The sequence below is a fragment of the Halohasta salina genome, assembly GCF_024178165.1.
In the GTDB taxonomy this organism is placed as follows: Archaea; Halobacteriota; Halobacteria; order Halobacteriales; family Haloferacaceae; genus Halohasta; species Halohasta salina.
In genome coordinates this window covers 374,062-388,489 of record NZ_JAMZIE010000002.1, presented here as the reverse complement: position 1 = coordinate 388,489, position 14,428 = coordinate 374,062, and the positions used below count along the sequence as shown (strand labels likewise).

Sequence of the window (14,428 nt, the reverse complement as noted above, 5' to 3'; positions counted from 1 at the left end):
TTTATGACACAATATGCCACAAGATCCAACTAGACCGGACGCAGGCAGTACGTTCGGATACAGTGTGTTCATATCAATGTACTAGTGGGTACGTCGTAGAACGGCACCAATGGGTGGCTTCGAGATCCGGGAGCGGTACGGAGCAAAGCTTGCGTTGTCATTGCTCGTGATCGCGGTGCTCGTCGGGGGTGTCGGCGTGGCTATTTATACCACGGTCGACGACGAACTCACCGAGAGTACCGAGGCCCAACTGGAGTCGCGGGCGACGAGCGACGCGGCACAGATCGACAACTGGCAGCGATTGACCAACCAACAGTTCGTCTCGGTGATGCGGTCGACGCCGGTCCGGTCCGGCGACGACCTCGGGGCCCACAGCCAACTCACTCGCGTGTCGACCCAGCGGGAGATCGTCGGCGCGTCGCTGGTCGACCCCTCGGCGGCGGCCGTGGCAGTGGAGGCAGGACAGGTCGAGATCGACGACGGCGACGGCCGTCTGCGGCCCTCGGTCGCCGAGCGCGTCCAGCGGCTGGCCGACGGGCCCAACGGCCGGACGAGCTACTCCGAACCGTTCCGCATCGACGACGAGCGGCCGGTCGTCCTCGCGGTGACCACGCCGCCGAGCGGCGACGACCGCGTGCTCGTCTCGGTGGTCGACCTCTCGAAACTCTCTTTCGAACTGTTCGGCACGGGCACCAAAGGAGACCGGACGTCGGCGGTCGTCAACGACTCCGGGACGGTCGTCCTCTCGAGCAACCAGAGCGCGCTGCTGGCAGAGGCACCGGTCGACGGCCGTGGCGTCGGTGACGACACGGGCACGACCACGACGACGGCGGGCCAGCAGTTGGCGGTCGGCTACGCGGCCACCGGGGCCGACGGCTGGACGATGACCACGCAGGTCCCGATCGACGCGGCCTACGGGCTCCGAGACACCGTCTCGAAACAGATCCTCCTGTTGCTCGGCGTGCTCGTCGCCGGCCTCGGCGGGATCGGGCTCACGATCGGCCGCAACACCGTGCGGTCGGTCACGGATCTCGCCGCACGGGCCAACAGGCTCCGGGATGGGGACCTCGAAACGTCGATCGAAACCGATCGGCGCGACGAGTTCGGCGACGTCTATCGGGCGCTCGATTCGATGCGGTGTTCGCTCCGCGAGGAGATCGCCGAGGCCGAGGCCGCCCATCAGCAGGCCGAGGCCGAACGCCAGCGGGCCCAAACCGCCCGCGAGGAAGCCGAAGCGCTCAACGACCGACTGGAGTCGACCGCCGCCGCCTTCGGCGAGACGATGGACGCCTGCGCCGAGGGTGATCTCACCCGCCGGCTCTCGACCGACACCGACAGCGACGCGATGGCCGAGATCGCCGCGGCGTTCAACGCGATGGTCGACGAGTGGGCCGAGACGATCCAGGAGGTCCGGCAGTTCGGTGATGCTGTCGAGGCGGAAACGGCGATGGTCGCCGACAGCGTCGTCAGCGCCCACCACACCAGCGAGACGCTGGCCGATGGGATGGCGACGATCGCCGAGGAGTCGACGGGACAGGCCAGCAGCCTGCAGACGGTCCGCGAGGAGACCGAGTCGCTGTCGGCCAGCGTCGAGGAGGCCTCCTCGGCGGCCGCCGAGGTCGCCACCGCCGCCGACGAGGTCCTCGACAACGGGGCGGCAGGCCGGGAGGCCGCCCGCGCGGCCCAGGACGAACTCGATGCCATCGAGCACCGAACGGTCGCGGCGGCCGAACAGGTCGATCAACTGGCGGCGCTGGTCGACGACATCGAGGACGTGACCGAACTCATCACCGAGATCGCCGACCAGACCAACATCCTCGCACTCAACGCCGCCATCGAGGCCGCACGGGCCGACAGCGACGGGTTCGGCGCGGTCGCCACGGAGGTCAAGAGCCTCGCCGAGGAGACCCAAGCGGCGACCGGCGACATCGAGTCGACCATCGCGGAGCTCAAAACCCAGACCGACGAGACCGCCGCCGAGATGGAACACGCCCGCGGCAAGGTCGACGACGGAGCCGAGACCATCGACGAGGCGCTGGCGGCGTTCGACACCATCGTCGACGATATCGAGGAGACGGCCACCGGGATCGCCGAGATCGATCGGGCGGTCTCCCAGCAGGCCGACTCCACGCAGGCGGTGATGAGCGAGCTGATTGAGGTCTCGGAAGTGAGCACCGAGACCGCGAACGCCGCCGACGCCGCCGCCAGCGACGCTACCGAACAGGCCGAACGGATGCAGACGGTGACCGCCACCGTCGACAGTCTGTCGGCGCAGGCCCACCAACTCGGCGAACTGCTCGGGACCTTCGAGACGGACACCGAGGCCGGTGCTGCGGGCGGTGACACGGTCGGGACGGTCGTCGACGGCGAGCGTGGCGGCCCGTCGGTGTCCGCGTCGGCGTGGTCGAGCCGCTTCGGAGGGCCGGCCGCCACCGACGGCGGCTCCGATTCCTGACCCCAATCGGTCGCTCCGCTGCCGGCGCTGTTCGATGCGGAAGCACTGAGAAAAACCCGTCGACGCGGTCGAAACGGGACGCTCCCAGGAGTAGATTCGAAACCGGCTGGCCGCGAGGGGTGGCTGTGTCGTCAGCGGGGGGTCTGACAGGCGTAGGGGGAGAGGGAGGGCAACGCCACCTGCGAGCACGCGGCCAGCGGCCTGTGGGAGGGCAGACGTATCCAAGGGCATCACCGTCGGCAGTAGGGGGACCGAGCCGACGGCGCTGCACCCCGTATCTGCATCTTCCTGTAGGGGGATCGATAACTAAACGATTGACCCTAACTGTGTAGGGTCGGTCGACGCGGCGAGCCAAGAATCATAGTCTCCCACCATTCGATATCGGTCTCCCGTCTGCTCCGAACGGAGCACACGCTCAAAGGGTAACGTTCAGGAGAAGGTCCAGGGGCGAGAATCGAACCGAAGCCAGACGTGCTCGCTTCGCTGCGCGCGACTGGCAGGGTTCGATTCTCTTCAGATAGACGTTCAGCTCCTCGCGTTAGTGCTCGGAGCAAAAAGGTCCAGGGGCGAGAATCGAACCCGCGTCTCAGCCTCCACAAGGCTGAAGGATAGTCCACTACCCTACCCCGGACACGCACTCGTCGGTACACTACTCGTAAAGAAATACGTTACGACTCGGGGTTCCCCGCGAGGTCGACTCTCACACCCCATCGAGGGCCACGAACGCGATGCTTTTGAGGCTCCCACCGCAATCTTCGGGTAGCTGTGGCCATCACGGACAAGATCTACGTCAAAAACCACCGCCAGCTCGCTTCCCAGTTGGAGACGAGCTTTCCCAAAAGTGCCTTCGCCGGGGCGACGCTGGACCTGCTGTTTACCGGCGACAGCCTCGCGAACCTCGATTCGACCACTCAGGACCGCGTGTTGGATTTCGCCGAGGACTTCCTCGATTGTGACTGCGAGTCTCACCCCTACTGTGGCTGTGCCGAACGCAAGTTCATCCAGTACCTGCTGGAGCTCCGCGCTCAAGGGTTCGGCCCCGACGCCATCGTCGACGTGATGGGCGACGACTACATGCTGTATGCCTACTCCGGCGACATCCTCTCGTTTCTCGATCAGTCGGTCCGGACGCTCGAAGCCGCCGAGGCGCTGGCCGAAATCGAAGCCAGTCGGGACCGCCGAGACGAACTCCACGACGCAAAACGCGAGTTAACCAACGGCTAACACCGGTAGACAGCGACTACCCGATCTGGAACGACGGCTCGTCGGACTCGCCGTCGAGGTCTTCGAGATAGACGACGTCCTCCTCGTCTTCGGCGTCGACCTGTTGTCGGAGGTGGTTGACGTACTGTTTGTGCTCTTCCAACTGCTCGCGGAGGTGTTCGGCTTCGAGTTCGAGCCGTTCGTGCTCCCGGACGAAGCTCTTGGGCACCTCGACGGTCGGCGGGAACTCCCCCGACTCCCGGCGCTCGTCGAGTTCGTTCTCGGGGACGACCTCGACGCGGCCGTCGTAGTCGACCAGCATGTCGACGTAGTCCCGGAACACCGCCGACAGCGAAATGTCCCGCTCCTCGGCGATCTCACGAAGCGTCTCGAAGGCGTCCTCGTTGACACGGAACGAGATCGTCTTGTTTTTGTTTCCCATTCCTGCGTCCTCTCTGCGTGACTCTGCACACGCCGGATATTTAAGTATTTGTCAGACAGCCACACGGCTCGGTCGCGGCAAAAAGGTGAAACGGTGGGCGGTGGGTAGGCCTATGGTTCGCCGTCGACCGGCGGCTCGGCAGCGTCGTCCGACGCGCCATCGTCGTCGAGGCTGTCGAGCGCTTCGACGACGGCCTCACGGTGGGCCGAGAGGTCTTCGCCGTACTCCTCGCGGGCCATCCGGGCGTACTCGTTGGCCTCGTCGTCGAAGGCCTCGATGCGGTCGAGGGTTCGTTCGGCGGTCTCGGCGACCCACCGATCGCGGGTGGCGGCGTCGACCGGCGTGATCGATTCGGGCCGCACCGAGACTGTGATCGAGCCGTCGTCGGTCTCGTAGGTTCGGGGCTTGCCGACCACGGCCACATAGGCGGGCGGTTCGAGTTCCCGCAGCGTGCTGGCGGCCTCGGGCTGGTACTGCCCCGCGTAGACGAAGAACGTCCCCGTCGGGTCGACGATTCGCCCCTGCCAGTACTCGCTGTCGTCGCCGACGTCGTCGGTCTCGGTCAGCGTGCCGACGAAAAAGACGCGGTTGGCGCGTTCACCCGTCGGTAACAGGGCGTACACAGGCGCACGGTCGTCGTCGGACTCCTTGAACGTGTAGCTGGCGTCGTTGAACTCGGCGGCGAAGACGCGTTGGGCGACCTCGCGGGTCGGCACCGACTGGTCGGCGCTCATCGGTCGACCCCCGCTGCGGCGCGGATCGCAGCCGTATCTGTCGGCCGTTCCAGCCGCTCGAACTCGTTTGCCAGCACGTATCGACCCAGCGTCGGGCCGGTCACCCGGTAGTAGCGCCCCACGATATCGGTCCGGATGCCCTCGGCGACGACCGAGGTGTCGAGGGCGTCTTGGGCCTGCTGTTTGGCGTCTTCGAGTCCGATGCCGGTGAGCTCCTCGGTGGCCTCGCGGTTGAAGATCACGTCCTGTACCTGCCGGCCGTCGTCGAGGACGGCCTTGATCCGGAGATCGAACTCGCCGTCGACCTCGCCGTGTTCCGAACAGCGGCCGTTCTGGAGGACGCGGGTACAGCCCTCCTCGGGACAGCGCTTGATCAGCCCCGAGCCGGACTGGACGTCGACCAGCGCGCCGTCGACGGTTGTCGTGTCGTCGCCGACCTCGACCGTCTCGTCGAGTTCGGTGATCGTCGTCGTCCGGTTGAGTTTGATCGAGTAGTCGCCCTGATACTCGTCGGTGACGACGTTGGCCAGTTTGTAGCTCGCGCCCTCCTCCAGTTCGGGGAGGTCGGAGGTCTCGAAGGCGACGAATTTGGTCCGGCCGGACTCGTCGCCTACGAGACCGACCTGCGCGATCGAGTCGCTCCGGGGCTCCCAGAGGTCGACGACCTGTACCGTGACGTCGACCCACTGTTCGTCCTGATCGATCTCGCCGACGAGGACGGCCTCCGCGCCGCCGCGGCCCAACTCCTCGCGGTCCATGTCGGCCTCCTCGAGGAGGCTGTTGGTGACGCTCCGTCGGGCCTCGTCGACCGGGACTTTGTATTCGCTGACCAACTGGTCGAGCCGCTGTTCGATCTCCTCGGCGTCGACGTCGGTGTGGTCCGAAAACTGTGCCGCAATCTCGGCTGCGTGTTTCTGCAACTCACTCATGGTATCTCTGTCTCCGCGCTGTTTTCAATGGGAGACAAGCGGGGGTTGGACCCTCATAATATAAAAACTACCGGGCGACCACCGCCAACGGAGCTATAGGATCTGCGACCGTAGCCGGCCCATGGACGAGCGTTTCGAGGCGTTCGTGCGCGACCGGCTCCGCGAACTCGGCCGGGAGTACGAGCGCACGCGCCGGGCCTACTCCGCTGGCAAAGACGAGGCCGCCCCCGCAGCCGACTCGCTGCCGACCGACGACAACGGCCGCGCCAAACTCGTCTGTCGGCGCTACGCCGAGCGACGCGCGATCGACGTCGACGACGGTGTGCCGGTCTGCTTCGACCCGGACCACACCGACTGTATCGGCTGTGTCGAGGACATCGACGCCGGCCGGATCGAGACCTGGTAGCCGGTAGCTACCGTCCGGTAGTCGGCAGCTACTCGCCGGACTGGCGGACCCGGACTGCACCGCTTTCGGTGACACCGACGAGGAGCCGTTCGTGGATCGCCCGCCCCTCGACTGCGTCGTCGGCACCGTCGCTGACGACGTTCATCAGCTCCGGAGCGGTGTGTTTGACCTTTAGGCCGGCGTCGTCGCAGGCGTCGAACACCAGCGTCGGGACGTCGAAGAGGTCGGTCCCGGCCGGGATCTCGACCCGGACCGGGGCGGCGACGGCGTCGGCGAAGGCGATCGTCTCGCGGGCGCGGTCGATGTTTTCTCGTGCGCTGGCCTCGACGTTCGAGACGTTCGCCCGGGAGGTCCCGAGTAACTCGGCGATATCCCGCTGGCGCATCCCCTGTTCGCGGAGGGCCAACACCTCGGCCTGCCGACGGGTCAACACGCTCGTGTCCGGATCGAACCCCGCTCGTTCGAGCAGCGCGTCGACGTCGGGCTCGGCTTCGGACGCCGACTGGTCGGTCTCGTCGCTCATGGCAGCGGCTTTGCGGGCGGTGCGGAAAAAGATACAGCACTGACTGTCCACCGGGGCGACGCCCAGTCGTATGGGGTTACCCGCCCCAGAAGTTCTCGCGGCTACCGAGGCGGTCGTCCCGGTCGGCCCCGCCGCGGGTCGGTTCGTCGTCGTCACCGTCGGCCGCGGCGTCGTCGGCCGACTCCTCGTCGTCCTCCATCGGGAGGCGTTCGACGATCTCCTTGGCTTTCGCGTGGTTCGACAGCACGCGGTCGATCCGAACCTTCGCACGAGACTCCGGCAGGAGCCCGTCGACGAAGACGATGAAGCCGTCGTCGGTGCGGCCGACGCCGGCCCCGCTTTCGTGCATGTCGGTGACGTCGACGACGACCTCGTCGCCGGGCTGGATCGGCTGCTGTTTCAGCTCGCTGATCGGCCGCTCGTAGTGTTGGCACCACTCAGCCCCGCCGCGGTCGCCGTAGTGCTGACACCCCATACCCTGGATCCGCTCGGAGAACTCCGGGCAGTCGTCCGCCAGTGGACAGTTCGCCATATCACCTCGTAATCAGGGGGTCGTCTAAACGCTTCCGCTGGTGAGGCCGCGAATCGAGCGACTCTTGCTCACGGCGGCCTAGCGGTGAGTATGAACCGGTACGCGCCGGAGTTGGCACTGGTGGCTGGGGCGTTGCTCGGCGTCGTCTTCGGCGGCTTCGTGCTGTTTTCGGTCGGCGAATTCTACTCCGCGGTCGTCGTCGGGGCCGCCTTCGGCTACCCGTTTGTGGCCTACGCGGTCCACACCGACACCGATCCGACGACGGTGCTTCCGCCCCGACCGGTCGTGGCTGTCGGCGGACTACTGGGGGGTGGCATCCTCGTCGATGTCGTCCGGCTGTTCTCGCCGCCCACCGCGGCGCTACTGTTCGGTCTACCGTTCGCACTGGGCGTCGTCCTTCCACTGGCGGCCTACGCCGCACGGTACGGCTCGCCGCCAGCGTGGCTCTCGCCGCGCCGGGTCGAGTGGGCATGTACCGTGGGTGCTGCCGGCCTGCTGGCCGCGGGGATCGCCGCGGGAGCGGGCGTCTCCGGCGCGGTCAGTGCCCTCTTGGTGTACGTCGCCGGAGGCGTGTTCGCGGTGCGGTCGGCCCCGCCCAGTCGTCGCCACCAGCGTCGCCGGCTCGTCGCCGGTCTGGTGGCGGCGGCGGGGCTCGTGATCGTCGGGGTTACGACGGCAGGTCTGCCGGATCCGTGGGTGACCGCAGCGCTGGCGGCCGTCTTCGGGCCGCTGCTCGTCGTCGCACTCTCCGCACCGATCGGGGCGAATACCACGTAGCGAGGCTGCGGTGTCCCTCGGATGGATAACACCTATATGGAGAACCCTCGCAGTGGAACCATGGCATTCCGGACGCTTGTCGTAGACGACTCGTCGTTTCAGCGGACCGTCGTTTCCGACACGCTGGACGAGCGGTTCGACGTCGTCGACACCGCCGAAAACGGGCAGGAGGCCGTCGAGAAGTTCGAAGAGTACGAGCCCGAGGTGATCACACTGGATATCGTGATGCCGGAGATGACCGGGATCGAAGCGCTCCGGGAGATCAAAACCCGCTCGCCGGAGACGATCGTCGTCATGTGTACCAGCGTCGAACAGGAAGAGAAGATGCGACAGGCCGCCAAAGCCGGGGCCGACGGCTACGTGACCAAACCCGTCTCGGAGACGAAACTCCTCGAAGAGTTCGACTCGATACTTGAGTAATCGGTTCTTACTGTCGGTCAGACGAACTCACGGACGTCCGAATACCACATGTCGTGTTCGTCGACGGCGTCGATCCGGTCGGCGATGGCGGCCGCGAGCACGTGCCAGCACCGCTGGGTCGGGTCGGCCGGATCGAGGTTGTACTGACTGTCCTTGCAGGTACAGCGTCCGTCCTCGATCACGTACTCGTCGTCGTAGCCGACGACGACCGTGAAATCGCGGTAGCGCTTGACCCGTCGCTCGGAGACCGCTTCGATGGCCCGCTGGCCGCGGTCGCCGTGGACCGAGAGGATGGCCTCGACGATCGCCGGCTGTAGCTCGCCGGCCGCCGCAAGCGCCCCCCGCCAGTCGTCGATCTCTGCCACAGCGGTCCTACTCACACCGCCATCAAAACAGGTTCGGTGCTGGCTTCGCATCCTTTTTTGACACACCGGTTCCACCCCCGGTATGGAACTCACCGAAGGGGGCCTCACCGTCACCGTCGACCAGCCACGGGACGGGACCCGCGAGGGAAGCGGCGACGGCGTCTTCTTCAACCCGACGATGGAACTGAACCGCGATATCACGGTCGCGGTCCTGCGGGCCTACCAACAGCGAGAGCCGCGGGTCGACACCTATCTCGATGCGATGGCCGCTTCCGGCATCCGCGGGGTGCGGGCGGCAAACGAGGGCTACAGCGTCACCTGCTGTGATATCGACAGCGAAGCCGCCGAGTTGGCCCGCGAGAACCTCGCTCGCAACGATCTCGATGGCGAGGTGAAAAACCGGAACGTCAACGCCCTGCTCCACGAGTCGATGTTCGACGTGGTCGACCTCGACCCCTTCGGGACGCCGATCCCCTTCGCCGACGCGGCGTTCGCGACCACCCGGAACGTGGTGTGTGTCACCGCGACCGACACCGCGCCGCTGTGTGGGGCCCACCTCCAGAGCGGGATCCGGAAGTACAGCGCCGTCCCGCAGAATACGGATTATCATCCCGAAATGGGATTGCGGACGCTGCTGTCGGCGCTGGTTCGGACCGCCGCCCGCTACGACGTCGCCGCCGAACCGATCTGTTCGCACGTCTCGCGGCACTACGCCCGGACCTACCTCGAACTCGACCACCGGGCGACGGCAGCCGACTCGCTGCTCGAATCCCTCGGGTTCATCCACCACTGCGAGGACTGTCTCGCCCGCACCCACGAGTTCGGTCACTACCCCGAATCGGTCCCCGAGGAGTGTCCGAACTGTGGGAGTAGTCGGACCCTAACGGCGGGCCCGGTGTGGCTCGGGCCGGTCGCCGACAGCGCGTTCACCGAGTCGGTTATCGACCACCTAACGCCGGAACTCGACACTGCCGCCCGCGCCGAACGGCTGTTGTCGACGGTCGCCGCCGAGATCGACACCCCGACCCACTACGACCAACACCGGCTCTGTAAGACGTGGGGCGTCCCCGCCAACGCGATGGACGAGTTCGTCGCGGACCTGCGGGCGGCGGGGTACGAGGCCTCGAAAGCCCACTACAGCGGGACGGCGTTCAAGACGACGGCGACGGTCGATGAGATCCGCGCGGCCGCCGCCCCCGAGCCGGTCGACTGACCGCTGGGGCGACCGTTTCTTCGATAGGTGTTCCTCAGCTACAGACGGTTTGTATGGCTGGAATATCCGGATGCTTTTGGGTAATTCGCCGGTAGGGGATGGTGTGAGTTCCCGTGCCCGATCCGGCGTGTCGACGGCTAGGGCAGTCGTCGAGACGGCCCGCGAGCAACAGATCACGTTTCTAGCCGCCAGTATCGCCTACTACGCGTTCGTCTCGCTTTTGCCGTCGTTGCTGCTGCTGTTGGTCGTCGCCACGACGCTCGCCGGCGAGGAAATCGCCGACCAACTGGTCGGCCGGACACAGGAGTTCCTGACGCCAGCGGGTGCGGATGCCATTGCGGGGGCGATCGCAGGCACGTCCGGCCGCGGCGGGGCGACCGTCGTCGGCGTCGTCGTCCTCGTGTGGAGTACGCTCAAGGTATTTCGTGCACTGAACACCGCGTTCCTCGCCGTCTACGGCCAAGTCGAGTCCGCGAGCTTCGTCGGCCAACTCGTCGACGGAATGGTTGCCGTCGTATCCATCGGCGTCGGCGTCGGTGTCATGGTCGGTGCCGGAACCGTGCTGACGGCACTCCCGCTCGGTCCGGCCGATCAGCTCGTCGGCATCCTCGCGCTGCCGGCCATCCTCACGGTGGTGCTGTTGCCGATCTATCGGCAGTTCCCGAACCCGCCGATCCCGTTTCGGGAGGCGCTTCCGGGGGCGGTGTTTGCCGGGGTCGGCTGGACGCTGCTGCAGGCGGGGTTTCAGGTCTACGCCGCCAATGCGGGCCAGTACGAGGCCTACGGCGTCCTCGGCGGGATCCTGCTGCTCGTGACGTGGCTGTATTTCGCCGCCGTGATCGTGATTCTCGGGGCCGTCGTGAACGCGGTCCGAGCCGGTGCCGCCGCGAGGGGGCCGCCGTTCAGCCCCGAAACCGACGGCGGCGACGGACCCGAGACCGCGTCAGCCGACCGGCAGTTACAACAGGGCGGCGGCCATGAGTCGGGACATATGGCGCGTGAGGGAAGCGAGGCGTCGACCGACACCGACGCCGACGCTGCGGAGACTGGTGTTGCCGAGGACGGGAGCCGAACCGAGCCCCAAGGAGCCCCCGATATCAGCGAGATCGACGAGCGGGTCGACCGGCTCCGGGCGGAGTTCGACGCCTTCGAGTCAGATATCCAAGCGCGGACGGTCGACAAACCCAGTGTCGAGTCCGAACTCAAACGCTACGTCCGCTCGCGGATGCGCCGCGGCCACGCCCGCGGCTGGGGGCCCTACCTCGTGTTGCTGTACGGGACGGCCCTGACGCTGGGGGCGTTCTACCTGTTCAACAGCGATCTGCTGGCTATCGTCGCCATGCTCATCATCTTCCTGTCGACGCTCGGCCTCTATGTCGTCTTCGTCGTCGTCGGCTTCGGTTTGAACCTGCTCGGTGTGCCGGGGAAGGCCATCGATATGGCTCGGGACCGGCGGAACTGAAACGGGTCGCGCGCCGCGACCGAAACCACACCTGCTTAACCGGTGGCTGCTGTAGCGCCGCTCGATGCTCCCTCTGTCTTCCCCGATCGCCGCGGTCTCGGCTGCGGAACTCCTCGTCGTCGTCTTCGCGTTTATCACGCTGCTTGGCGACGCGTGGTTCGTTCTCGTCGGCCTGTCGGCGCTCTACTGGATCGGTCCCCGGTACGTCGACGATGCCCGAGCAGTCGCGGCCGTCTGTATCGGGTTTGCGACGCTGGGGCTGGCCGCGGTGTTGGCATTGAAAAGCGCGACCGCGATTCCCCGACCGGCGGTAACGCCGGTCGACCCCGCGGGTCTCCCGCTCGTCGTCGACTCGTTTGTCGCCGGCGAGATCGACTCGGACGGCTTTACGTTCCCCAGCGGCCACGCGACCGCCGCAACGGTCGTCTACGGCGGGCTGGGGCTCCTGCTGTCGGTCGGCCGGAAACGGGTCCGGTATCTTCTCGCCGGCAGTCTGATCGTCCTGATCAGCCTCTCGCGGGTCGTCCTCGACGTTCACTACGTCCGTGATATCGTCGCCGGGATCGTTTTGGGGTCGACCCTGATCGCCGTGGGGCTCGCGGTGGGCCGCGACGACGGCCAGTTCTATCCCGAGCGAATCTTCGCACTCGGCGGCGTGGTATCAGTGGTCGGTCTCGCGGTTGCGCTACAGGGCGGCCACGCCGAGGAGGTTCTTCAGGGCGCCATCGGGATCGGCACCGCCATTGGCGGCGTCGTGGCGTGGCGACGGTTCGGCGACCGACTCGTCGACGCCCCGCCGGTGTCGACGCCGCTCGCGGCCGCGGGGCTCGCGGTCGCTGGTGGCCTTTGGATCGCGGCGTACGCGGGTCTGCTCCCGGCGGTCGGGGCGGTAGTGGCGAGCGGCGGCGCTGTCGGGACGATCCTGCTGTTGCCACTGCTCACGGAGCGACGCGAAAAAAGCGGGAAATCGGAGCCGGTCGAGGCTTAGAACTTTTCGAGGTACTCGTCGAGCTCCCACTGGGAGACGTCGACGAGGTAGTCCTTGAACTCGGCCTTCTTGGCTTCGACGAACTTGGGACCGGCGTGCTCGCCGAGTCCGCTGTAGATGACTTCGTCGTTTTCGAGGGCCTCGATGGCCTCGCCGAGGTTGGTCGGCAGCGTCTCGATACCGTACTCTTCACGTTTCTCTTCGTCGAACTCGTAGATGTTCTCGCGGATCGGGTCCGGGGCATCGAGATCACGCTCGATGCCGTCGATACCGGCGTTGAGCAGCGCGGCGAAGGCGAGGTACGGGTTACAGGACGGATCGGGGAAGCGAGCCTCGATACGGCTGGCCGCCGGGATGCGCGCGGCCGGCTTGCGGATCAGCGCCGAGCGGTTGCGGTCGGACCACGCGACGTAGACGGGTGCCTCGTAGCCGGGGACGAGACGCTTGTAGGAGTTGACCGTCGGGTCGGTGACCGCACAGATGGCGGGCGCGTGGTCGAGGATGCCGGCGAGGAACGAGTGAGCGGTGTCGCTCAGGTCGAACTCGTCGGAGCTGTCGTGGAAGGCGTTCTCGCCGTCCTCGAACAGCGACATGTGGGTGTGCATCCCCGAGCCGTTGATCCGCGGCACGGGCTTGGGCATGAACGTTGCGTGCAGGTCGTGCTGTGCGGCGACCGCACGGACGACCGTCCGGAACGTCGCCACGTTGTCGGCGGTGGTCAGCGCGTCGTCGTACTCGAAGTTGATCTCGTACTGACCCTCGGCGACCTCGTGGTGGCTGGCTTCGATCTCGAAGCCCATGTCTTCGAGCGCGAAGATGATGTCACGCCGGACGTCGCTGGCGAGGTCCTTCGGTGCGAGGTCGAAGTAGCCACCCTGGTCGGCGAAGTCGGTGGTCGCATAGCCGTCTTCGTCCTGCTTGAACAGGAAGAACTCCGGTTCGGGAGCGACGTTGACGTCGTAGCCGTGTTCCTCGGCCCGGTCGATGGCCTGCTGGAGCACATAGCGTGGGTCGCCCTCGAAAGGCTCACCGGTAGAGGTGTTGATGATGTCACAGATGAGTCGTGCCGAACTGCTCTCTTCCTTCTGTCTCCATGGGAGCACGGCGAAGGTGTCCGGATCGGGCTTCAGCCGCATGTCGGACTCCTGAATCCGGACGAACCCCTCGATCGAGGAGCCGTCGAAGTAGATCCCGTCGGTAAAGGCCTTTTCGGCCTGCCGGGCCGGAACTGAAACGTTCTTTACGACACCGAGGATATCCGTGAACTGTAGTCGAAGGAAGTCGATTCCTTCTTCTTCGATTTCGTCAATAACTGCCTGTTCCTTCTCCGTCAATCCACCATCAGTGGCAACGTTTTTTTCCGTCATGTTGTGGACATCTATCCCATTCGCTGCCAGTATAAAGATCTTGTCGCTTAGTGCAATTACGCCGCGGGCTCTGAGAAACTGGATATTCGTAAAATTCTAATCCCCCCGGTGTGTGGTGAACTGTAATGACGTACGAAAACTTGGACGCCAAGTTGATCAATGCACTACTCGGCAACGGTCGGGCCAGTCTACGAAGCCTCGGCGAGGAACTCGATGTCTCGGTCACGACGGTCTCGAATCACCTGCGTGACCTCGAAGCCGAAGGGGTCGTCAACGGCTACACCCCCGTCGTCGACTACGACGCGCTGGGGTACGACGTCACCGCAGTCATCCACCTCAAAGTCGAGGGGAGTGCCCTCCCCGAGATCACCGACCGGCTGCGCGAGCAGAAACAGATGATCAGCGTCTACGAGGTCACCGGCGACTACGACATCATCGCCATCGGGAAGTTCACCGACACCGATGGGATGAACAGCCAGATCAAGGAGCTGTTGACCGACGTCGACATCCGCGAATCGAACACGAGCGTCGTGCTCAACGCGGTCACCGAAAACGAGCAGTTCGAACTCGACCTCAACGACGAGGAGTAGCCGGCCGGACCCTTCTCGGCAC

General features: G+C 65.8%; 16 protein-coding genes and 1 tRNA gene. 9 read left to right on the top strand and 8 right to left on the bottom strand.

The genetic code is table 11. The features are described 5' to 3' along the window. Positions 1-109: 109 nt before the first annotated feature. A complete protein-coding gene (locus NKJ34_RS05995; RefSeq protein ID WP_253737374.1) occupies positions 110-2,455 on the top strand; it encodes a methyl-accepting chemotaxis protein in 2,346 nt (781 codons plus the stop codon). Positions 2,456-3,013: 558 nt separating this feature from the next. Here the strand turns inward: NKJ34_RS05995 and NKJ34_RS05990 are convergent. After that, positions 3,014-3,086, bottom strand: a tRNA-His gene (locus NKJ34_RS05990). A 134-nt stretch (positions 3,087-3,220) separates the two neighbouring features. On the opposite strand from NKJ34_RS05990, the gene NKJ34_RS05985 reads away from it, so the two are divergent. Next, positions 3,221-3,679, top strand: coding sequence for a DUF5814 domain-containing protein (locus NKJ34_RS05985; protein ID WP_253737373.1), 459 nt, complete (start codon positions 3,221-3,223; stop codon positions 3,677-3,679). Positions 3,680-3,695: 16 nt separating this feature from the next. Here NKJ34_RS05985 and NKJ34_RS05980 read toward each other — a convergent pair whose 3' ends face one another. From NKJ34_RS05980 to NKJ34_RS05970, 3 genes are all read right to left on the bottom strand, one after another. After that, a complete protein-coding gene (locus tag NKJ34_RS05980) occupies positions 3,696-4,100 on the bottom strand; it encodes a DUF8146 domain-containing protein (protein WP_253737372.1) in 405 nt (134 codons plus the stop codon). A 110-nt stretch (positions 4,101-4,210) separates the two neighbouring features. After that, complete coding sequence (locus tag NKJ34_RS05975; protein ID WP_253737371.1) at positions 4,211-4,834, bottom strand: RPA family protein; 624 nt, start codon at positions 4,832-4,834, stop codon at positions 4,211-4,213. Beyond that, entirely contained in the window at positions 4,831-5,763 is a 933-nt protein-coding gene (locus NKJ34_RS05970; RefSeq protein ID WP_253737370.1) for a replication factor A, read from the bottom strand. The genes NKJ34_RS05975 and NKJ34_RS05970 overlap by 4 nt, the downstream gene beginning before the upstream one ends. A 121-nt stretch (positions 5,764-5,884) precedes the next feature. Between NKJ34_RS05970 and NKJ34_RS05965 the strand changes: the two genes are divergently transcribed. Then, positions 5,885-6,169 (top strand): DUF7091 family protein, encoded by a 285-nt coding sequence (locus NKJ34_RS05965; protein WP_253737369.1) that lies wholly within the window; start codon positions 5,885-5,887, stop codon positions 6,167-6,169. Between the two features lie 28 nt (positions 6,170-6,197). Here NKJ34_RS05965 and NKJ34_RS05960 read toward each other — a convergent pair whose 3' ends face one another. Both NKJ34_RS05960 and NKJ34_RS05955 read right to left on the bottom strand, forming a co-directional pair. After that, positions 6,198-6,692: a Tfx family DNA-binding protein gene (locus NKJ34_RS05960; RefSeq protein ID WP_253737367.1), complete on the bottom strand. Its 495-nt coding sequence runs from the start codon at positions 6,690-6,692 to the stop codon at positions 6,198-6,200. Positions 6,693-6,768: 76 nt separating this feature from the next. Continuing rightward, positions 6,769-7,224 carry a TRAM domain-containing protein gene (locus tag NKJ34_RS05955; protein ID WP_253737365.1) on the bottom strand — a complete coding sequence of 152 codons (456 nt, stop codon included), beginning with the start codon at positions 7,222-7,224 and terminating at the stop codon, positions 6,769-6,771. Between the two features lie 90 nt (positions 7,225-7,314). On the opposite strand from NKJ34_RS05955, the gene NKJ34_RS05950 reads away from it, so the two are divergent. Both NKJ34_RS05950 and NKJ34_RS05945 read left to right on the top strand, forming a co-directional pair. After that, positions 7,315-8,001 (top strand): hypothetical protein, encoded by a 687-nt coding sequence (locus tag NKJ34_RS05950; protein WP_253737364.1) that lies wholly within the window; start codon positions 7,315-7,317, stop codon positions 7,999-8,001. Between the two features lie 60 nt (positions 8,002-8,061). After that, positions 8,062-8,421 (top strand): response regulator, encoded by a 360-nt coding sequence (locus NKJ34_RS05945; RefSeq protein WP_253737363.1) that lies wholly within the window; start codon positions 8,062-8,064, stop codon positions 8,419-8,421. 17 nt (positions 8,422-8,438) lie between these two features. Here the strand turns inward: NKJ34_RS05945 and NKJ34_RS05940 are convergent, their stop codons facing one another. Continuing rightward, on the bottom strand, positions 8,439-8,837 hold the full coding sequence (locus NKJ34_RS05940; protein ID WP_256488597.1) for a hypothetical protein: 399 nt from the start codon (positions 8,835-8,837) through the stop codon (positions 8,439-8,441). Positions 8,838-8,868: 31 nt separating this feature from the next. On the opposite strand from NKJ34_RS05940, the gene NKJ34_RS05935 reads away from it, so the two are divergent. The 3 genes from NKJ34_RS05935 to NKJ34_RS05925 all read left to right on the top strand — a co-directional run bounded on the left by NKJ34_RS05935 (position 8,869) and on the right by NKJ34_RS05925 (position 12,449). After that, the gene (locus NKJ34_RS05935) at positions 8,869-9,999 is read left to right on the top strand and encodes a tRNA (guanine(26)-N(2))-dimethyltransferase (protein WP_253737361.1); all 1,131 of its coding nucleotides are present in this window, start codon (positions 8,869-8,871) and stop codon (positions 9,997-9,999) included. A 103-nt stretch (positions 10,000-10,102) separates the two neighbouring features. Then, complete coding sequence (locus tag NKJ34_RS05930) at positions 10,103-11,461, top strand: YihY/virulence factor BrkB family protein (protein ID WP_253737360.1); 1,359 nt, start codon at positions 10,103-10,105, stop codon at positions 11,459-11,461. 64 nt (positions 11,462-11,525) lie between these two features. Continuing rightward, on the top strand, positions 11,526-12,449 hold the full coding sequence (locus NKJ34_RS05925; RefSeq protein WP_253737359.1) for a phosphatase PAP2 family protein: 924 nt from the start codon (positions 11,526-11,528) through the stop codon (positions 12,447-12,449). On the opposite strand, the gene glnA is transcribed toward NKJ34_RS05925, so the two are convergent. Then, positions 12,446-13,816, bottom strand: coding sequence for a type I glutamate--ammonia ligase (glnA, locus tag NKJ34_RS05920; RefSeq protein WP_253737358.1), 1,371 nt, complete (start codon positions 13,814-13,816; stop codon positions 12,446-12,448). The two genes, NKJ34_RS05925 and glnA, sit on opposite strands and share 4 nt — an antisense overlap. 125 nt (positions 13,817-13,941) lie before the next feature. Here glnA and lrp point away from each other — a divergent pair, with 125 nt between their 5' ends. Next, a complete protein-coding gene (gene lrp, locus NKJ34_RS05915) occupies positions 13,942-14,406 on the top strand; it encodes an HTH-type transcriptional regulator Lrp (protein ID WP_253737357.1) in 465 nt (154 codons plus the stop codon). The last annotated feature ends 22 nt before the right edge of the window (positions 14,407-14,428 follow it).